Source organism: Hydrogenophaga taeniospiralis CCUG 15921 (assembly GCF_001592305.1).
Lineage (GTDB): Bacteria > Pseudomonadota > Gammaproteobacteria > Burkholderiales > Burkholderiaceae_C > Hydrogenophaga > Hydrogenophaga taeniospiralis.
In genome coordinates this window covers 38,269-57,649 of record NZ_BCWR01000024.1, presented here as the reverse complement: position 1 = coordinate 57,649, position 19,381 = coordinate 38,269, and the positions used below count along the sequence as shown (strand labels likewise).

Below are 19,381 nucleotides of genomic sequence, written 5' to 3'. Positions count from 1 at the left end.
CGCCGGCAAGACAAGGATTGAACCCATGAAATCATTACTCGACCTGTTCAAGCAGTTCACGCCCGACGAGCATTTCGATGCGATCCGCATCGGCCTGGCTTCGCCGGAAAAAATCCGCTCGTGGTCTTTCGGCGAAGTCAAGAAGCCGGAGACCATCAACTACCGCACGTTCAAGCCCGAACGCGACGGCCTGTTCTGCGCCAAGATTTTTGGTCCCATCAAGGACTACGAATGCCTGTGCGGCAAGTACAAGCGCCTCAAGCACCGCGGCGTGATCTGCGAGAAGTGCGGCGTTGAAGTCACGCAGACCAAAGTGCGCCGCGAGCGCATGGGCCACATCGACCTGGCCGCGCCCTGCGCCCACATCTGGTTCCTGAAGTCGCTGCCGTCGCGCCTGGGCCTGATCCTGGACATGACGCTGCGCGACATCGAACGCGTGCTGTACTTCGAAGCCTATGTGATCGTCGACCCGGGCATGACCCCGCTGAAGAAATTCGCGATCATGTCCGAGGACGACTACGACGCCAAGCGCAAGGAATACGGCGACGAGTTCATTGCCAAGATGGGCGCCGAGGGCATCAAGGAACTGCTGCAGGCGATCGACCTCGACATCGAGATCGAGAAGCTGCGCAACGACCTGACTGGCTCCGAGCTCAAGATCAAGAAGAACGCCAAGCGCCTGAAGGTGCTGGAAGCCTTCAAGAAATCGGGCATCAAGCCCGAGTGGATGGTGCTCGACGTGCTGCCCGTGCTGCCGCCGGACCTGCGTCCGCTGGTGCCCCTGGACGGCGGCCGTTTCGCGACCTCCGACCTGAACGACCTGTACCGCCGCGTCATCAACCGCAACAGCCGTCTGCGTCGCCTGCTCGAACTCAAGGCCCCTGAAATCATCGCGCGCAACGAAAAGCGCATGCTGCAGGAAGCCGTGGACTCGCTGCTGGACAACGGCCGCCGTGGCAAGGCCATGACGGGCGCCAACAAGCGCGCCCTGAAGTCGCTGGCCGACATGATCAAGGGCAAGAGCGGCCGCTTCCGCCAGAACCTGCTGGGCAAGCGCGTCGACTACTCGGGCCGTTCGGTTATCGTGGTCGGCCCGACGCTCAAGCTGCACCAGTGCGGCCTGCCCAAGCTGATGGCCCTGGAGCTGTTCAAGCCCTTCATCTTCTCGCGCCTGGAAGCCATGGGCATCGCGACCACCATCAAGGCTGCGAAGAAGGAAGTCGAAGCCGGCACGCCGGTGGTCTGGGACATCCTGGAAGAGGTGATCAAAGAGCACCCGGTGATGCTGAACCGTGCGCCGACGCTGCACCGTCTGGGCATCCAGGCCTTCGAGCCCATCCTGATCGAAGGCAAGGCGATCCAGCTGCACCCCCTCGTTTGCGCGGCCTTCAACGCCGACTTCGACGGTGACCAGATGGCCGTCCACGTGCCGCTGTCGGTGGAAGCCCAACTGGAAGCCCGCACCCTGATGCTGGCCTCGAACAACATCCTGTTCCCGGCCAACGGCGAGCCCTCCATCGTGCCGTCGCAAGACGTGGTGCTGGGTCTGTACTACGCGACCCGCGAGCGCATCAACGGCAAGGGCGAAGGCATGATCTTTGCCGACCTGCTGGAGCTGCAGCGAGCCCTGGACAACGGCGTGGTGGAAATCACCGCCAAGATCAGCGTGCGCCTGACCGAATGGGCCAAGAACAAGGAAACCGGCGAATTCGTGCCCAGCACCTCTCTGGTGGACACGACCGTTGGCCGTGCGCTGCTGTCGGAAATCCTGCCCAAGGGCCTGCCTTTTGAAGTGCTGAACAAGGCCCTCAAGAAGAAGGAAATCTCGCGCCTGATCAACAGCTCGTTCCGCAAGTGCGGGCTGAAGGAAACGGTGGTGTTCGCCGACAAGCTGCTGCAGAACGGCTTCCGTCTGGCCACCCGCGCCGGTATCTCGATCGCCGTGGACGACATGCTGGTGCCCAAGGAAAAGCCGGCCATCATCGACCGCGCCGAGAAGGAAGTGAAGGAAATCGCCCAGCAGTACGCCTCCGGTCTGGTGACCGCGGGCGAGCGCTACAACAAGGTGGTGGACATCTGGGGCAAGGCCGGTGACGAGATCTCCAAGGTCATGATGGCCCAGCTGGCCAAGCAAAAGACCACCGATCGCCATGGCAAGGAAGTGGACCAGGAGTCGTTCAACTCCATCTACATGATGGCCGACTCCGGCGCCCGCGGTAGCGCGGCCCAGATCCGCCAGCTCGCCGGTATGCGCGGCCTGATGGCCAAGCCTGACGGCTCCATCATCGAGACCCCCATCACGGCGAACTTCCGTGAAGGTCTGAACGTGTTGCAGTACTTCATCTCCACGCACGGCGCCCGTAAGGGTCTGGCCGACACGGCGCTGAAGACCGCGAACTCGGGTTACCTGACCCGCCGTCTGGTGGACGTGACGCAGGACCTGGTGGTCAACAGCCAGGATTGCGGCACGACCAATGGCACGCTGATGCGCGCCATCGTCGAGGGTGGTGAAGTGATCGAGTCGCTGCGCGACCGCATCCTGGGCCGCACCACGGCCGAGGAAGTGATCCACCCCGAGACCCGCGCGGTCCTGCTGCCGGCCGGCACCTTGCTGGACGAGGACATGCTCGACGATCTGGAAGCCGCTGGCGTGGACGAAGTGAAGGTGCGCACCGCCCTGACCTGCGAAACCCGCTTCGGCATCTGCGCCAAGTGCTACGGCCGCGACCTGGGCCGTGGTGGCCTGGTGAACATCGGCGAAGCCGTCGGTGTGATCGCCGCCCAGTCCATCGGTGAACCCGGTACGCAGCTGACCATGCGCACCTTCCACATCGGTGGTGCAGCGTCGCGTGCGGCCGTAGCCTCCAGCGTGGAAGCCAAGTCCAGCGGTTCCATTGGTTTCAACGCCACCATGCGTTATGTGACCAATACCAAGGGCGAACTGGTGGTGATCGCGCGTTCCGGCGAAATCATCATCCACGACGAAATCGGTCGCGAGCGCGAACGCCACAAGGTGCCCTACGGCGCGATCCTGGCGGTCAAGGCCGACCAGCAGATCAAGGCCGGCGCGATCCTGGCCAACTGGGACCCGCTGACCCGACCCATCATCACGGAATTCGCCGGTCAGGTGAAGTTCGAGAACGTGGAAGAAGGCCTGACGGTGGCCAAGCAGGTCAACGACGTGACCGGTCTGTCCTCGCTGGTGGTGATCGATCCGAAGCACCGCGGTTCGACCAAGGTGGTGCGTCCCCTGGTCAAGCTGCTCGACGCCCAGGGCAACGAAGTGAAGATCCCTGGCACCGACCACTCGGTGACGGTGGGCTTCCAGATCGGCGCGCTGCTCGAAGTGCGCGATGGTCAGGACGTCGGCCCCGGCCACGTGCTCGCCCGCATCCCGGTCGAAGGCCAGAAGACGCGCGACATCACCGGCGGTCTGCCGCGGGTGGCCGAGCTGTTCGAAGCCCGCAGCCCGAAGGACAAGGGCATGCTGGCCGAGATGACCGGCACCGTGTCGTTCGGCAAGGAGACCAAGGGCAAGGTTCGCCTGCAGATCACCGACCCGGAAGGCAAGATCTGGGACGAACTCATTCCCAAGGAAAAGAACATCCTGGTGCACGAAGGCCAGGTGGTCAACAAGGGCGAGAGCGTGGTGGACGGCCCGGCCGACCCGCAGGACATCCTGCGCCTGCTGGGCATCGAAGAGCTGTCGCGCTACATCGTGGACGAGGTGCAGGACGTGTACCGACTCCAGGGTGTGAAGATCAACGACAAGCACATCGAAGTGATCGTGCGCCAGATGCTGCGCCGCGTGGTGGTCGAGAGCGTGGGCGATTCGAACTACATCGCCGGTGAGCAGGTCGAGCGTTCCGAGATCCTCAACACCAACGACGCGCTGCGCGCCGAGGGCAAGCTGCCCGCGGTCTACAGCAACGTGCTGCTGGGTATCACCAAGGCCTCGTTGTCCACCGACTCGTTCATCTCGGCGGCTTCCTTCCAGGAAACCACCCGCGTGCTGACCGAAGCGGCCATCATGGGCAAGCGCGACGAGCTGCGTGGTCTGAAGGAAAACGTGATCGTGGGTCGTTTGATCCCGGCCGGTACCGGCATGGCCTACCACGAGGCGCGCAAGGTCAAGGAAAAGATGGACGACGAAGAGCGCCGTGCCATCGCCGAGGCCGATGCGTTGTCGTTGGCGGCCGATCAGGCCGACACGTCCAGCCCCAGCGAATCCGCTGAATAAGGCCAGCCCCACCCCGGGCAGGCTCACCGCCTGCCCCACCAACGCCCCCGCTCATCCGACCGGGGGCGTTTTTTCTGTGGGCCTGTCCTGGGTCTGGGCCCCTCACCATGGGCTGGGGTATATTGCGGGCGCCCTCTGAGGCCGGCTGCCGGCGCAAGGCCACCCGGGTCAGGCGGGTACTGGTCGTCTACACAAGGAGTTGAGAACATGTCTGCCACGCTGTGGGTATTGCTGGCCTTGGGCCTGCTGGTGTTCTTCTGGGCCGTGGGGGCCTACAACCGGCTGGTGCGCCTGAAAAATGCGATTGCCAACGCCTTTGGCCAGATCGATGTGCAGCTCAAGCGCCGCTACGACCTGATTCCCAACCTGGTGGAGGTCGCGCGCAAGTACCTGGCCCACGAGGCGCAGACCCTGGAGGCCGTGATCGCTGCGCGCAACCAGGCCAAGGCCGCCGAACAGACGGCCGCAGGCAGTCCGCTCAATGCCGGTGCGCTCGGCGCGCTGAGCGGTGCCGAACAGTTGCTGGGTGGGGCGCTCGGACGCCTGTTCGCCGTGGTCGAGGCCTACCCCGACCTCAAGGCCGACCAGACCATGCGCGAACTCAGCGAAGAGTTGTCCAGCACCGAGAACCGGATCGGTTTCGCGCGCCAGGCCTACAACGACAACGTGCTGGAGTTCAACGACGCGGCCGCGCAGTTCCCCACCCTGATCGTGGCGCGGCTGTTCAACTTCCAGCCCCAGTCCATGCTGGAGTCCACCACCAGCGACGTCGAGCGCCAGGCGGTGAAAGTCGCTTTCTGATGCACCCCTGCGCCGGGCGCCACCGTGCGTTTCTTTGAATTTCAGCGCGACGCGCGCGGCGAGACCCGCAAGCTGCTGCTCGCCTTCGTGCTCACCGTGCTGCTGCTGGTGCTGGCGATCAACGCCGCGCTGGCGCTGGCCTGGGGCCTGACCTGGGGTTTCTGGGTCCCCGGCGACCTGAGCTACCCGCGCCACTATTTCGCGGTCAACACCGCCGTGGTGTTGCTGTTCGTGCTCGGTGGCTGGTGGGTGGAGACCTCGCGCCTGGCCAGTGGCGGCGGGCAGCGGCTGGCCGAGCAGATGGGCGCGCGCGTGGCCCAGCCCTCGGGCGATTTTGACGAGCAGCGCTTCTCCAACATCGTCGACGAGATGTCGATCTCTTCGGGCATGAAGCGTCCGCTGGCCATGGTGGTCGCGCGCGACCAGGGCATCAACGCCTTTGCCGCCGGCTGGGACGAGGACGACGCCGTCGTGGCCGTCACCCGCGGTGCGCTGGAACACCTCACGCGCGAGGAGCTCCAGGGCCTGGTGGCGCACGAGTTCAGCCACATCGGCGAAGGCGATACCCGGCTCAACATGCGGCTCATCGGCATGGTGTTCGGGCTGGAAATGCTCTACCGCATGGGGCAGCAACTGGTGGAGCCGGACGAAAAAGACCGCCGCATGGCTTTGGCCCTGATCGGCCTGGCCATCATGGCCGCGGGCTGGCTGGGCTGGCTCGCCGGCCACACGCTGCAGGCCGCAGTGTCGCGCCAGCGCGAATACCTCGCCGATGCCCGCGCCGTGCAATGGACCCGCAGCCGCGACGGCCTGGGCGGCGTGCTGCGTAAGATCATGAGCCAGCAAAGTGAAGGCGTGGTGTCGCGGCGCGTGGGCTCCATGGTGCAGCACATGTTGCTGGTGGCCAACGAGTCCGGTGCCGTGGCCCACTGGCTCGATTCGCACCCCACGCTGGAGCAGCGCATCCGCCGTATCTACGGCCGCGCCATGGGCCCGCTGCCCCTGACCCGCGACGACGAACCCCCGCCAGCCAGTGAGGCGCCACCCCCGGCCGCCAGCGCCTCCGGTGACGACCCGGGATGGACCCTGATTTGACCCCTGGATGGCGGGTGGAAGGCCGTTGGCCCCACACTCGGCCCACCCCAACATGGATGCCCATGTGAGCAACCCGCACCCCACTTCTCCTTCCTCGCCCCCCAGCCCGGGCCCTGAGCCCCGGCTCGCGCCCAGCCTGGCCACGCAACTGCACCAGACGGCGCTGTGTGTGCTCGCGGTAGAGCAGGGGCGTTCGCTCAGCGACGTGCTGCCGCAGGTGAGCACGGCTCTGCGCCCCGGTGTGCAGGCGCTCACTTTTCATGTGTTGCGTCACCTGGGCAGCGCGCGTGCGTTGGTGACCCGGCTGGTGCAGCGCAAACCCGACGCCACGGTGCAGGCTCTGCTGCACAGCGCAGTGGCCCTGCTGCTGCCCGAAGAAGCCGGTGATGCCGAGGGCGCGCGCCAGCGGGTGGGCCTGCAGTACGCCCCGCACACCGTGGTGAACCAGGCGGTGGACGCCGCCCGGCAGGACCGCAACACCCACCGCCAGGCGGCGTTCATCAACGCCTGCCTGCGGCGCTTTCTGCGGGAGAAGGACGCGCTGTTGGCCGACGTGGCCGGCCAGCCGGTGGCGCGCTGGAACCACCCCATGTGGTGGATCGAGCGGCTGCAGCGTGACCACCCCGGGCATTGGCAGGCCATCCTGGCGGCCAACAACCAGCCCGGCCCGATGGTCCTGCGCATCAACCGCCGCCGCACCAGCCGGACCGACTACCTGCAGGCGCTCCAGGCCATGGGCCTGAGTGCCCAGGCCATCGGTGAGGACGGCCTGGTGCTGGAGGCGCCGCAGCCCGTCGAGCGGCTGCCCGGGTTCGGCCGGGGCCACTGTTCGGTGCAGGACGGTGCCGCGCAAATGGCCGCCGGCCTGCTGCTTGAGGGGCGTGAGTGGAGCATGGCCGACCGCGTGCTCGACGCCTGCGCCGCTCCCGGTGGCAAGACCGCTCATCTGCTGGAGCGCGCCGAGCTGAACCTGCTGGCACTGGACGTGGACGCACGCCGCTGCGTGCGCATCCACGACAACCTGCGCCGCCTGGGCCTGAGCGCCGAGGTGCAGTGCGCCGATGCCGGCCAGCCCGCCGTGTGGTGGGACGGCCAGCCGTTTGACGCCATCCTGCTCGACGCCCCGTGCACCGCCTCGGGCATCGTGCGGCGCCACCCCGACGTGCGCTGGCTGCGCCGCGCGGCCGACGTGGACGCCCTGGTGGCCATCCAGCACCAGTTGCTCGAAGCCTTGTGGCCGCTGCTCAAGCCGGGCGGACGATTGCTGTATTGCACCTGCTCGGTGTTTCGCGCCGAGGGGGCCGATCAGGTCCAGGCGTTCCTTGAGCGCCACACCGACGCGGCCTTGCAGGCCTCGCCGGGCCATTTGCTGCCAGGAACTGTCATTGCGGATGGGGAGTTCAACGAGAATGTTCCGGGTGGATACGACGGATTCTTTTACGCCCGCATCGACAAGGCCCGGCCTTGACCCCGCGCTGAACACCCCATCCCTGACCCTCCCCGTGTGGCGCTGGCTGCGCACCTTCGTCTGTGTGTGCGGGATGGCCCTGTTGCTGTCCTGGTCGGCCCATGCCCGCGAACCCGAGACGCTGCAACTGGCCCTGCAGCGCACCCCCGAGGGGCTGTTTCTGTCGGCACGGCTGGGGCTCTCGCCGGCGCACGCGGTCGAAGACGCCCTGCAGAAGTCGGTGCCGCTGTATTTCGTCTGGCAGGCCGACGTGTACCGCAAGCGCTGGTACTGGACCGACAAGCGCGTGGCCAGCACCGTGCGCACGCTGCGCCTGGCCTATCAGCCACTCACGCGGCGCTGGCGTTTGAGTTTGTCCAACGATGCGGGGGCCGGCAGCGGCGGGGCGGGGCTGCAATACGCCCTGCACCAGAACTACGCCACCCTGGCCGAGGCGCTGGCCGGTGTGGGGCGGATCTCGCGCTGGCACATCGCGGACGGCCCGGCGGCCGACAGCGCCGACCGCGTCGAACTGGTGTTCCGGCTCGACCTGTCGCTGCTGCCACGCCCGTTCCAGATCGGCATGGTGAACCAGCCCGACTGGACAGTGGAACTGCAGCGCGAACTCCGCGTGCCGGAACACGTCGAAGTCGAGAAATCCACCGAACCGCTGTCCGACAAAGACGAAGCCGACGTGGCCGAACCTCAGCGCTGAGCGTGAAGGGCATTGCACCGTGAGCCCCAGCGACACCCATCCACCGAAAAAACGCACCGCCCCGGCGCGCTGGGCGTTCGCCGCGGCGCTGGTGTTCATCGCCGGTGTGGGCATGGTGCTGCTGTTCCTGCTCACGCTGGCCACCCGCAACCGGGCGCTGTACGAGCAGAATTTCGCCTGGCTGGTGGGGATCAACGCGGCCGTGGCCGCCATTCTGCTGCTGATCATCCTGTGGCTGGTGGTGCGGCTGGCGATGCGGTTGAAGCGGGGCAAGTTCGGCAGCCGGCTGCTGGTCAAGCTCGCCGGCATCATCGGGCTAGTGGGGGTGTTGCCCGGGTTGCTGATCTACACCGTGTCCTACCAGTTCGTCTCGCGTTCCATCGAGAGCTGGTTCGACGTGCGCGTGGAAGCCGCGCTCAATGCGGGCCTGAACCTGGGGCGCACCGCGCTCGACACCCTGACCGCCGATGTCAGCAGCAAGACCCGCATGGCCGCCGAGGGCCTGGCCCGGGTGCCCAACGCCTCGTCCGTACTGGCGCTGGAGCGCCTGCGCGAGCAACTCGGGGCCAGCGACCTGGTGCTGTGGGGCGCCTCCGGTCAGGCGCTGGCCAGTTCGGGGGAGTCGCGCTTTGACATCAACCCCGAGCGCCCCAGCCTTGCGCAGCTGCGCAACCTGCGCACGGTGCGGGTGGCCGCGCAGATCGAAGGCCTGGAAGAAGGCGGCGACGGCGAGCTCGAAGCCGTGCTGGCCGCCGGGCGCGCCCGCATCAAGGTGCTGGCCCTGGTCAGTTCCCCGGGGTTTGGCTTCGATGCCGAGCCGCGGTACCTGCAGGTGGTCGTGCCGCTGGCGGCCGCCCTGGTGACCGACGCCCTGGCCGTGCAACAGGCGAACCGGGAATACCAGGAGCGGGCGCTGGCCCGTGAGGGGCTGCGCCGCATGTACATCGGCACGCTCACGCTGGCCTTGTTCCTGGCGGTGTTCGGCGCGGTGCTGCTGGCGGTGCTGCTGGGCAACCAGCTGGTGCGCCCCCTGCTCGTGCTGGCCGAGGGCATGCGCGAAGTGGCCGCCGGCAACCTCGCCCCCAAGCGCTCGCTGGCCGCGCGCGATGAACTCGCCGGGCTCACCCGGACCTTTGCCCGCATGACGCAGGACCTGTCGGACGCGCGTGCCGACGTGCAGCGCAGCATGGCGCAGGTCGACGCGGCGCGCGGCAACCTGCAGACCATCCTGGACAACCTCACCGCCGGCGTGGTGGTGCTGGACGAAGAAGGGCGGGTGCACAGCGTCAACCCCGGCGCCGAGCGCATCCTGCGCACGCCCCTGGCCCTGCACCTGGGAACCCCGCTGGTCGACGTGCCCGGGCTGGAGCCCTTTGCCTCGGGGGTGTTGCAGCAGTTCGAGCGCTTCCTGTCCGAGCAGACCCCGCACGAGGGCGGTTACTGGCAGCAGTCGTTCGAACTCCGGGCCGACGGCGCCACGCCCTTCGACGAAGGCATCACCCTCATCGCCCGCGGCGCCTTGCTGCCCAACAACGAGCGCCTGCTGGTGTTCGACGACGTCTCCGAGATGGTCTCCGCGCAGCGCGCACAGGCCTGGGGCGAGGTGGCACGGCGTCTGGCGCACGAGATCAAGAACCCGCTCACCCCGATCCAGCTCTCGGCCGAACGCCTGGCCATGAAGCTCGAAGGCAAGGTGCAGCCGCCCGAGCAGGCCATCCTGAACAAGTCGGTGCGCACCATCGTCGACCAGGTCGATGCCATGAAGCGCCTGGTCAACGAGTTCCGCGATTACGCGCGCCTGCCCGCGGCCCAGCTCACCCGCACCGACCTCAACGCCCTGGTGCGTGACATCCTGAGCCTCTACGACCACGCCGCCGTCCCGGTGCGGCACGAACTCTCCCCCGACTGCCCGCCGGTGCAGGCCGACCCCCAGCAGGTGCGCCAGATGCTGCACAACCTGGTGCAGAACGCGCAGGACGCCATGGCCGGCCACCCCGGCGCCGAGGTGCTGCTGCGCACGCGCCTGTCCGACAAGGGCAACTGGGTGCGCCTGTCCGTGGTGGATCACGGCCCCGGGTTCGCCGAACACATCCTCAAGCGCGCCTTCGAACCCTACGTGACCACCAAGGTCAAGGGCACCGGGCTGGGCCTGGCCGTGGTCAAGAAAATGATGGATGAACACGGTGGCCGGGTCGACTTGTCCAATCTGTTGATCGACGGCAAGGTGGTGGGCGCGCAAGTGTCGTTATCATTCGCAGTTGCGAATTGACAACATGTACTGAGGGGCACACTGCACGCCATGGCAACTATTCTGGTCGTAGACGATGAACTGGGGATCCGGGACCTGCTTTCGGAGATCCTCAACGACGAGGGACACACGGTCGAACTGGCCGAAAACGCCGCCCAGGCCCGTTCCGTGCGCGCCATGTTGCGGCCCGATCTGGTGCTGCTCGACATCTGGATGCCCGACACCGACGGCGTGACCCTGCTCAAGGAATGGGCCAGCACCGGCCTGCTCTCCATGCCGGTGATCATGATGAGCGGCCACGCGACCATCGACACCGCCGTCGAAGCCACGCGCATCGGCGCCACCGCATTTCTCGAAAAACCCATCACCCTGCAAAAGCTGCTCAAGGCGGTGGACCTGGGCCTGAACAAGGCGGTGGCCAAGCCCAGCAGCCTGATGGCGCCCGTCAAGAACGGCGCCCTGCCCATGGTCGACCTCACCGTCGAAGTCGCCATGACCGGTGGCAGCCTGCCCGAACCAGTGGTGATGGACATGGGCCCGCAGTCCATGCGCTCGTTCAACCTCGAAGGCCCGCTGCGCGAATCGCGCGACGAGTTCGAGAAAGCCTATTTCGAATACCACCTGGCCAAGGAGTCTGGCTCCATGACCCGCGTGGCCGAAAAAACCGGTCTGGAACGCACCCACCTCTACCGCAAGCTCAAGCAGCTCGGCGTGGACCTGGCCCGCAGCAAGCGCAGCGCACTCTGAGTGGCATCGGGCCGAAAAATCGGCCTGCGAAGCTGCTATACTTCCGCTTCTCTTTGGCCCGGTAGCTCAGTTGGTAGAGCAGCGGATTGAAAATCCGCGTGTCGATGGTTCGATTCCGTCCCAGGCCACCAAACACAGGAAAAAGCCCGCTACCTTTTGGTGGCGGGCTTTTTTGTTTCTGGCCTCTTCAGAGCTGTTGGGTGGGCACTTTGTGGCGCAGTTCCATCTGGCGGTTGGCCTCGTCCACGAACACCAGCTGCGGCTTGTGCGTGGCTACCTGGTCTTCGTGCACCTGGGCGAAGGCGGCGATGATGATCAGGTCGCCCACGGCGGCGCGGCGTGCGGCCGATCCGTTCACGGAAATCATGCCGGTGCCGCGCTGGCCCTTGATCGCGTAGGTGGTGAAGCGCTCGCCGTTGTTGATGTTCCAGATGTGGATCTGTTCGTTCTCGACGATGTTGGCCGCTTCCAGCAGGTTCTCGTCAATGGCGCATGAGCCTTCGTAGTGCAGTTCGCAGTGCGTGACCGCGACCCGGTGGATTTTCGATTTCAACAGGGAGCGAAACATGTTGTGGGCCTTTCTCTCAACGAAGCGCGATTGTGACAGCGCGCGCCTGTGGCGAACAGGCGCGGCCGTTACGGCCCTTTTCCGTTACCCCGCCGCCCGAAGGCGCGTTGCCGCGCCTTCGGGCGGCGGGGCTGGCGTGTTCCTGCGTTCAGTTGAACGGACGGGGTTTGGGCGTCTTGTCGGTCGAGGGCGGCATGATCGGCAGCGCGATCTGGGGCTGCTGGCCGGTCAGGGTCTTGAGGAAGGCCACGATCTTGGCGTTCTCGTCCTTGCTGAACTCGCGGCCCAGCTGCAGGCGTCCCATCAGGTCCACGGCGGAGGCCAGCGTGGCGGCTTCACCGTCGTGGAAGTAGGGGTAGGTCAGTTCCACGTTGCGCAGCGTCGGCACCTTGAAGTTCAGGCGGTCGGCGTCCTTGCCGGTCACGCCCTTGCGGCCTTCGGCGGTGCTGGCGGTCTTGTAGGCCTGCACCACGCCCATCTTCTGGAACGAGTTGCCGCCCAGGTTGGGACCGTTGTGGCAGGCCACGCAGCCGCTGTCCTTGAAGAGCTGGTAGCCGGCAAGCTCGTCCTTTGTCAGTGCCTTCTTGTCCCCGTCGAGCCACTGGTCGAAACGCGAGTTGGGTGTGACCAGGGTCTCTTCGAACGCGGCGATCGCGGTGGTCACCTCGTCGATGCTGAGCCGGTCGGTCTTGAAGACCTGCTTGAACTCTTCCACGTAGCCGGGGATGGACTTCAGCGTCTCGATGGCCAGCTCGTGCGTGAAGGCCATTTCGCCCGGGTTGGCGATGGGGCCGCCGGCCTGTTCCTTCAGGTCTTTGGCGCGGCCGTCCCAGAACTGCGCGAGGTTCAGGCGTGAGTTCAGCACCGTGGGCGAGTTGATCGGGCCTTGTTGCCAGTTGTGTCCGATGGAGGTCTTCAGGTTGTCGGTGCCGCCGAGACTCAGGTTGTGGCAGCTGTTGCAGGAGATGAAGCCGGACTTGGACAGGCGCGGATCAAAAAATAGCTTCTTGCCGAGTTCCACGGCGGCGGGATTCACCGCCTTGTGGGCGGGAACGGGGGACACCGGTTCGGTGTTCTGCGCCATGGCGGAGCCGCTGACCAGGATCGCTGCGATGGCCAGGCTGCGCATGGCCGATGGGAGAGATGTCGTGGTTTTCAAGGTATTTCCTTTGCAGAGTGTCAGAAGAGTCACGGCAGAGGTGGCGGTGTGTCTGTCCGCAGACGGTCGCTTGTGACGGGCCCACTCTATGGGGGTAAACCCTGGTGTTGTTTGATCGGGGTCAACCCGTTGGCCGTTCTCGATAGGAACGAGCTATGGCTGTCATAGTGTTTTCCGTGGGGCGTGCGTGTGCCGCCACGCCTTCACCCGACCCGCGGGAGATCAGCGTCCGCCGGGGGCTTTGTGCAATGAAAACTGGAGCACCGGTACGCCGGGTGCACGGCCCTCGGCCGGCCGGCGTATGCCGCTGATCGCCTGTCCGCAGTCTTGCGGGGTGCCGGTCCAGACCGCGTCCATGGCCACGCCGTCGGCCGACTCGTCGAGGTTGAACACGCCGTCGCTCACGTCGCCCGCCACCAGTGCCAGCACGTCGTGGCCTTCGGTGGAGCGCTTGAGGTTGCCGCGCACGCTGCCCGGGTAGTCGGGGTGGCGTTCGAACAGCAGGGCGCCGGTGGACACCGGGGCCGCTTCGCTGCCATCGGGCAGCCAGAGGGTGAGTTGCCACAGGCCATGGAGCCGGGCCGGGTCTTCGTCCAGGGCCGGGCAGGCGGTGGCCGCATGCGCGGGCTGGGCGGGCGGGGTTTGCGCAGCGGCGGGCATCGCCCAGGCCAGGGCCAGACCGAGCAGGCAGAGCCCGGCGCGAAGGGGTCTTGGTGGTCGCTTCATGGGGTTTCGGCCGCTTTCTGCGCGGCTTGTTCGGTGGCGCGCTGGGCGAACTCGGCGCGCAGTGCGCGCAGCTTTTCGCGCGGGTCTTCCTTGACGGTGTTCTGGTCCAGCGCCATTTCCTTGATGAAGCGGCTGGCCTGGCCGGGAATGCTCTCGCGGCCCTTCTTGCGGCGCTTGAGCCAGCTCACGGCCAGCGTGCGCTGCGCGCGCGTGATGCCCACGTACATCAGGCGGCGCTCTTCCTGCAGGCGCTGGGCCATGTTCTCGACGGCGGCGTCGCTCTGGCCGGGCTCTTCGTCCATCTTGAACGGCAGCAGGCCCTCGTTCACGCCCACCAGCATCACGTGCGGCCACTCCAGGCCCTTGGACGCGTGCAGCGTGGAGAGCGTCACCACGTTCTGGTCTTTCTCACGTTCGCTCAGTGTGGAGATCAGCGCGATGGTCTGCACCACTTCCAATAGCGTCTTGCGTTCGGTTTCGGTCTGGATGCCAGCGTCGTCTTCGATCTTGCCGCCGCAGCGCCCGGCCACCCAGTCGCAGAAGTCCATCACGTTGGTCCAGCGCGCGGCCGCGACCTTTTCGTTGTCTTCGCTGTCGTACAGGTGCTTTTCGTAGGCGATGTCCTTGAGCCACTCGGTGAGGAAGGCGCGCGCCGCCTCGTGGCCCACCGTGTGTCTGGCGCGGTATTCGAGGTCGTTCACCGCGCGGCCGAACTCGTGCAGCGTGGCCACGGCGCGCGCGGGCAGGGCGGTGCCGAGGGAGTGGGAAAACAGCGCGTCGAACAGGCTGATCTTGTACTGCGTGGCGAAGTTGCCCAGCGCCTGCAGCGTGGTGTGGCCGATGCCGCGCTTGGGCGTGGTGGCCGAGCGCAGGAAGGCCGGGTCATCGTTGTTGTTGACCAGCAGGCGCAGCCAGGCGCAAAGGTCGCGGATCTCGGCCTTGTCGAAAAAGCTCTGGCCGCCCGAGACCTTGTAGGGAATGTTGGCCCGGCGCAGCGACTGCTCGAAGGAGCGCGCCATGTGGTTGGCGCGGTAGAGGATGGCGAAGTCGCGCCACTCTTTGTGCTGCGAGCTGGCCTGCAGACTCTGGATGCGCGCCACCGCGCGCTCGGCCTCGTGTTCTTCGTTGTCAGCGTCGACCACGCGCACCGGCTCGCCTTCCCCCAGGTCGCTCCACAGCGTCTTGGGAAACAGCTTGGGGTTGGGCCCGATCACGTTGTTGGCCGCGCGCAGGATGGCGCTGGTGGAGCGGTAGTTCTGCTCCAGCTTGATGACCTTGAGCTCGGGAAAATCCTGCGGCAGCCGTTTCAGGTTGTCCAGCGTGGCGCCGCGCCAGCCGTAAATGGACTGGTCGTCGTCGCCCACGGCGGTGAAGCGCGCGCGTTCGCCCACCAGCAGCTTCAACAGCTCGTACTGGGTGGCGTTGGTGTCCTGGTACTCGTCCACCAGCACATGGCCCATCTTCTTCTGCCAGCGCTCGCGCACGTCGTCGTGTTCGCTCAGCAGCTTGAGCGGCAGGCTGATCAGGTCGTCGAAGTCCACGCTCTGGTAGGCGGTGAGGCGCTCTTCGTAGCGCGCCATGATGGTGGCGGTGACGCGCTCGTCTTCGTCTTTCGCGGCGGCCAGCGCCTGGGCCGAGTTCATGCCCGCGCTCTTCCAGGCGCTGATGGTCCATTGCCAGCCGCGCGCGGTGGCCGCGTCGGTGGTGCCGCCGCAGTCCTTGAGCAGGCTGGTGATGTCGTCGGTGTCGAGGATGGAGAACTGCTTCTTCAGGCCCAGCGCCGTGCCGTCTTCGCGCAGCAGGCGCACGCCCAGCGCGTGAAAGGTGCAGATCAGCACTTTTCGGGCGTCGCGGCCCACCAACTGGCCGGCACGTTCGCGCATTTCGCTCGCGGCCTTGTTGGTGAAGGTGATGGCGGCGATGCGGTCCGCCGCCAGGCCCGCCTGGATCAGCCGGCCGATCTTGTGCGTGATCACCCGCGTCTTGCCCGAACCGGCCCCGGCCAGCACCAGGCAAGGCCCCCCCAGGTGGTTCACGGCTTCGAGTTGGGCAAGGTTCAGGCCGTGGGACATGCGGGCGATCGGGAGGCGGGAGCGGGACGGGCGAAGCCATTGATGATACCGGCAGGGTGGGTGTGGCTCGCTGCCCTAGGGCATTGGGGGCCTGTCGCTGGAAGCTCAGTGCTTTGCACCTTGAGGCCCGGCCGGTGGGAACCAGCCTGAGACAATCGCGCACCGTGCTCAACATCCTGCTCGTCACCTTTCCCTTCTTCGCGCTCGTGCTGGGCGGCTTTGTGGCGGCGCACCGGCGCATGCTGCCGCTGGAGGCGATCCCCGGGCTCAACGGCTTCGTGCTGTATTTCGCGCTGCCCTGCATGCTGTACCGCTTCGGCTCCACCACGCCGATCGCGCAGCTGCTGGACGCCTCGGTGGCCGGCGTCTACCTGTTGTGTGCGCTGGTAATGGTGGGGTTTGCCGTCGTCATGACACTGAACCGGCGCATCCGCTGGAACGACGCGTCGCTGGGCGCGCTGGTCGCGGCCTTTCCCAACACCGGTTTCATGGGCGTGCCGCTGCTGGCCGCGCTGCTGGGGCCGCAGAGCGTGGGGCCGGTGATCGTGCTGATCGTGGTGGACATGGTGATCACCAGCTCGCTGTGCATCGCGCTGTCGCGGCTCGACGAGGGTGAGGGCCATGGCGCCGCCGCCATGCTGGACGCTGCGAAAAAGGCCCTGCGCGGCGTGGTGGCCAACCCCATGCCCTGGGCCATCATCCTGGGCGCCGTGGCCTCGGCCGTGCAGTTCAATCTGCCCGGTCCGGTGGAAAAGACGGCCTGGTTGCTGGCCGACGCGGCCTCGCCGGTGGCGCTGTTCACCATCGGCGCGGTGCTGGCGCGTTCCCAGATCCAGTCCAACCACCCGATGCCGCTGTCGGACTACGTGCCCGTGGCGCTGATGAAGTTGCTGCTGCACCCGCTGCTGGTGCTGGCGGTGGGCTCGGGCGCGATCCAGATCGGCGTGCCGCTCGATCCCTTCGCGCTCACGGTGATGGTGCTGGTGGCGGCGCTGCCGAGCGCCAGCAACGTCTCGCTGCTGGCCGAGCGCCTGGGCGCCGACAACGGGCGCATCGCCCGCATCATCCTGGTCTCCACCGCGGCGGCCTTTTTCACGTTCTCGGGTGCGGTCACTCTGTTGATTTAGGTTAATAGCAATTGGCTATTGATTGTCTAGAGATAATCAAGTTGTCAAATCGATAGGTAAAACCTACAGTGAGGGCTCGATCACTTGCTGGAGCCCTGCCATGAACACCCAAGACACCTTCACCGCCTTCGTGGCAGAGTGCATGGAGCGTTTGGCGGCACTGGCTCTCGCAAGCTGAACGGACCCGTTCAACCCGCAGGAGATCCACCATGAGCACCCCCAACACCGAAGCCCAGTGCCCCTTCCACGCCGCCGGCGGCGCCCGCGCCACGCACGGCGCCCAGTCCAACGCCGACTGGTGGCCGAACCAGCTGAACCTGTCCATCCTGCACCAGCACCAGCCGGTGTCCAATCCGATGGACCCGGACTTCTACTACGCCGAAGCCTTCCAGAAGCTGGACTACCAGGCCCTGAAGAAAGACCTGGCGGCCCTCATGACCCAGAGCCAGGACTGGTGGCCGGCCGACTACGGCCACTACGGCGGCCTCATGATCCGCCTGGCCTGGCACGCCGCCGGCACCTACCGCACGGCCGACGGCCGCGGCGGCGCCAACACCGGCAACCAGCGCTTCGCGCCGCTGAACTCCTGGCCCGACAACGGCAACCTCGACAAGGGCCGCCGCCTGCTGTGGCCGATCAAGCAGAAGTACGGCAACGCCATTTCCTGGGCCGACCTGTTCGTGCTCGCCGGCAACGTGGCCATGGAGACCATGGGTTTCAAGACCTTCGGCTTCGGCGGCGGCCGCGAAGACATCTGGGCGCCGGAAGAGGACATCTACTGGGGCGCTGAAAAGGAATGGCTGGCCACCAGCGACAAGCCGAACAGCCGTTACAGCGGCGAGCGCGAGCTGGAGAACCCGCTGGCGGCCGTGCAGATGGGCCTGATCTACGTGAACCCGCAGGGTCCGGATGGCAAGCCCGACCCGGTGGCCTCGGGCAAGGACGTGCGCGAGACCTTCGCCCGCATGGCCATGGACGACTACGAAACCGTGGCCCTGGTGGCCGGTGGCCACACCTTCGGCAAGATGCACGGCGCCGGTGACGCGGCCCTGGTCGGCCCCGAACCCGAGGCCGCACCCATCGAAGAAATGGGGCTGGGCTGGATCAACGCACACGGCAGCGGCAAGGGTGGCGACGCCACCACCAGCGGCTTCGAGGGTGCCTGGAAACCCAACCCCACGCAATGGGACATGGGCTACTTCAAGGTGCTCTTCAAATATGAGTGGGAGCAGATGACCACCGCGGCCGGCGCCATTCAGTGGCGCGCCAAGGACGTCGAACCCGAAGACATGGTGATCGACGCCCACGACCCGAGCAAGAAGCACCCGCCGGTGATGACCACGGCCGACCTCTCGCTGCGTTTCGACCCGGCCTACGAAAAGATCTCGCGCCATTTCGCCGCGAACCCGGACGAGTTCGCCGACGCCTACGCCCGCGCCTGGTTCAAGCTGACCCACCGCGACATGGGCCCCAAGAGCCGCTACCTCGGCCCCGAAGTGCCGGCCGAAGACATGATCTGGCAGGACCCGGTGCCCGCCGTCGACCACCCGCTGATCGACCTCGCCGACGCGAAGGAACTCAAGGCCCGCGTGCTGGCCTCGGGCCTGTCGGTGAGCGAGCTGGTCTCCACCGCCTGGGCCTCGGCCTCCACCTACCGCGGTTCCGACCGGCGCGGCGGCAGCAACGGCGCCCGCGTCCGCCTGGCGCCGCAGAAAGACTGGGAGGCCAACCAGCCGGCCCAGCTGGCCAAGGTGCTGGCCGTGCTGGAGGAAATCCAGCGCGGCTTCAACACCGGCGCTGCGGGCGGCAAGAAGGTGTCGCTGGCCGACCTGATCGTGCTGGCGGGCAACGCTGGCGTGGAAGCGGCGGCCAAGGCGGCGGGCCACACGGTGGAGGTGCCCTTCACCCCCGGACGCACCGACGCCACGGCCGAGCAGACCGATGTGGAGTCCTTTGCCGTGCTCGAACCGGTGGCCGACGGCTTCCGCAACTACCGCAAGCAGGCCTTCCGCGTCTCGCCCGAAGAGATGCTGCTCGACAAGGCGCAACTGTTCACGCTGTCCGCACCGGAGATGACGGTGCTGGTCGGTGGCCTGCGTGTGCTCGGCGCCAACCACGGCGGCTCGAAGCACGGGGTGTTCACCCAGCGCCCGGGCCAGCTGACGAACGACTTCTTCGTCAACCTGGTGGACATGTCCACCGCCTGGAAGCCGACGGGTGACAACGCCTACGAAGGCCGCGACCGGAAGAGCGGTGCCGTGAAGTGGACTGCGACCCGCGTCGACCTGGCCTTCGGTTCCAACTCGCAGCTGCGCGCGATCGCCGAGGTCTATGCGCAGAACGACGGCGGGAGGAAGTTCGTCAAGGACTTCGTGGCGGCCTGGAACAAGGTGATGAGCCTCTAAGCACCCCCTGCGCGGCTGACGCCGCTTCCCC

At 66.5% G+C, this 19,381-nt stretch carries 13 protein-coding genes and 1 tRNA gene; 10 read left to right on the top strand and 4 right to left on the bottom strand.

Features of this window, described 5'->3' with window-relative positions:
• The first annotated feature begins 25 nt into the window (after positions 1-25).
• The 8 genes from rpoC (at position 26) to HTA01S_RS23535 (ending at position 11,424) form a co-directional block, all read left to right on the top strand.
• Positions 26-4,240 carry a DNA-directed RNA polymerase subunit beta' gene (gene rpoC, locus HTA01S_RS23570; RefSeq protein ID WP_068176142.1) on the top strand — a complete coding sequence of 1,405 codons (4,215 nt, stop codon included), beginning with the start codon at positions 26-28 and terminating at the stop codon, positions 4,238-4,240.
• A 207-nt stretch (positions 4,241-4,447) separates the two neighbouring features.
• Positions 4,448-5,041: a LemA family protein gene (locus HTA01S_RS23565; protein ID WP_068176140.1), complete on the top strand. Its 594-nt coding sequence runs from the start codon at positions 4,448-4,450 to the stop codon at positions 5,039-5,041.
• A 24-nt stretch (positions 5,042-5,065) separates the two neighbouring features.
• Positions 5,066-6,136 carry a M48 family metalloprotease gene (locus tag HTA01S_RS23560; protein WP_068176136.1) on the top strand — a complete coding sequence of 357 codons (1,071 nt, stop codon included), beginning with the start codon at positions 5,066-5,068 and terminating at the stop codon, positions 6,134-6,136.
• Between the two features lie 52 nt (positions 6,137-6,188).
• The gene (rsmB, locus tag HTA01S_RS23555) at positions 6,189-7,604 is read left to right on the top strand and encodes a 16S rRNA (cytosine(967)-C(5))-methyltransferase RsmB (RefSeq protein WP_068176133.1); all 1,416 of its coding nucleotides are present in this window, start codon (positions 6,189-6,191) and stop codon (positions 7,602-7,604) included.
• A gap of 73 nt (positions 7,605-7,677) precedes the next feature.
• Entirely contained in the window at positions 7,678-8,298 is a 621-nt protein-coding gene (locus HTA01S_RS23550; RefSeq protein WP_157572251.1) for a DUF4390 domain-containing protein, read from the top strand.
• 19 nt (positions 8,299-8,317) lie between these two features.
• Positions 8,318-10,567 (top strand): sensor histidine kinase, encoded by a 2,250-nt coding sequence (locus HTA01S_RS23545; protein WP_068176119.1) that lies wholly within the window; start codon positions 8,318-8,320, stop codon positions 10,565-10,567.
• 30 nt (positions 10,568-10,597) lie between these two features.
• Positions 10,598-11,293, top strand: coding sequence for a response regulator (locus tag HTA01S_RS23540; RefSeq protein ID WP_068176115.1), 696 nt, complete (start codon positions 10,598-10,600; stop codon positions 11,291-11,293).
• A gap of 55 nt (positions 11,294-11,348) precedes the next feature.
• A tRNA-Phe gene (locus HTA01S_RS23535) sits at positions 11,349-11,424 on the top strand.
• Between the two features lie 56 nt (positions 11,425-11,480).
• Here HTA01S_RS23535 and panD read toward each other — a convergent pair.
• The 4 genes from panD to HTA01S_RS23515 form a co-directional block, all read right to left on the bottom strand.
• Entirely contained in the window at positions 11,481-11,861 is a 381-nt protein-coding gene (panD, locus tag HTA01S_RS23530; RefSeq protein ID WP_068176113.1) for an aspartate 1-decarboxylase, read from the bottom strand.
• 148 nt (positions 11,862-12,009) lie between these two features.
• A complete protein-coding gene (locus HTA01S_RS23525) occupies positions 12,010-12,990 on the bottom strand; it encodes a cytochrome-c peroxidase (protein WP_068176110.1) in 981 nt (326 codons plus the stop codon).
• 252 nt (positions 12,991-13,242) lie between these two features.
• Positions 13,243-13,746: a hypothetical protein gene (locus tag HTA01S_RS23520; RefSeq protein WP_157572250.1), complete on the bottom strand. Its 504-nt coding sequence runs from the start codon at positions 13,744-13,746 to the stop codon at positions 13,243-13,245.
• On the bottom strand, positions 13,743-15,818 hold the full coding sequence (locus tag HTA01S_RS23515) for an ATP-dependent helicase (protein ID WP_068176103.1): 2,076 nt from the start codon (positions 15,816-15,818) through the stop codon (positions 13,743-13,745). The genes HTA01S_RS23520 and HTA01S_RS23515 overlap by 4 nt, the downstream gene beginning before the upstream one ends.
• A 164-nt stretch (positions 15,819-15,982) precedes the next feature.
• On the opposite strand from HTA01S_RS23515, the gene HTA01S_RS23510 reads away from it, so the two are divergent.
• Positions 15,983-16,945 carry an AEC family transporter gene (locus HTA01S_RS23510; RefSeq protein ID WP_068176100.1) on the top strand — a complete coding sequence of 321 codons (963 nt, stop codon included), beginning with the start codon at positions 15,983-15,985 and terminating at the stop codon, positions 16,943-16,945.
• A 209-nt stretch (positions 16,946-17,154) separates the two neighbouring features.
• A complete protein-coding gene (gene katG, locus HTA01S_RS23505; protein ID WP_068176098.1) occupies positions 17,155-19,350 on the top strand; it encodes a catalase/peroxidase HPI in 2,196 nt (731 codons plus the stop codon).
• Positions 19,351-19,381: the final 31 nt, after the last annotated feature.

What these genes read in the sequence shown, in the direction of transcription:
- rpoC (WP_068176142.1), top strand. Translation starts at nt 26, where the DNA reads ATGAAATCATTACTCGACCTGTTCAAGCAGTTCACGCCCGACGAGCAT.
- HTA01S_RS23565 (WP_068176140.1), top strand. Translation starts at nt 4,448, where the DNA reads ATGTCTGCCACGCTGTGGGTATTGCTGGCCTTGGGCCTGCTGGTGTTC.
- rsmB (WP_068176133.1), top strand. Translation starts at nt 6,189, where the DNA reads ATGGATGCCCATGTGAGCAACCCGCACCCCACTTCTCCTTCCTCGCCC.
- HTA01S_RS23550 (WP_157572251.1), top strand. Translation starts at nt 7,678, where the DNA reads ATGGCCCTGTTGCTGTCCTGGTCGGCCCATGCCCGCGAACCCGAGACG.
- HTA01S_RS23540 (WP_068176115.1), top strand. Translation starts at nt 10,598, where the DNA reads ATGGCAACTATTCTGGTCGTAGACGATGAACTGGGGATCCGGGACCTG.
- panD (WP_068176113.1), bottom strand. Translation starts at nt 11,861, where the DNA reads ATGTTTCGCTCCCTGTTGAAATCGAAAATCCACCGGGTCGCGGTCACG.
- HTA01S_RS23525 (WP_068176110.1), bottom strand. Translation starts at nt 12,990, where the DNA reads ATGCGCAGCCTGGCCATCGCAGCGATCCTGGTCAGCGGCTCCGCCATG.
- HTA01S_RS23520 (WP_157572250.1), bottom strand. Translation starts at nt 13,746, where the DNA reads ATGAAGCGACCACCAAGACCCCTTCGCGCCGGGCTCTGCCTGCTCGGT.
- HTA01S_RS23515 (WP_068176103.1), bottom strand. Translation starts at nt 15,818, where the DNA reads ATGTCCCACGGCCTGAACCTTGCCCAACTCGAAGCCGTGAACCACCTG.
- katG (WP_068176098.1), top strand. Translation starts at nt 17,155, where the DNA reads ATGAGCACCCCCAACACCGAAGCCCAGTGCCCCTTCCACGCCGCCGGC.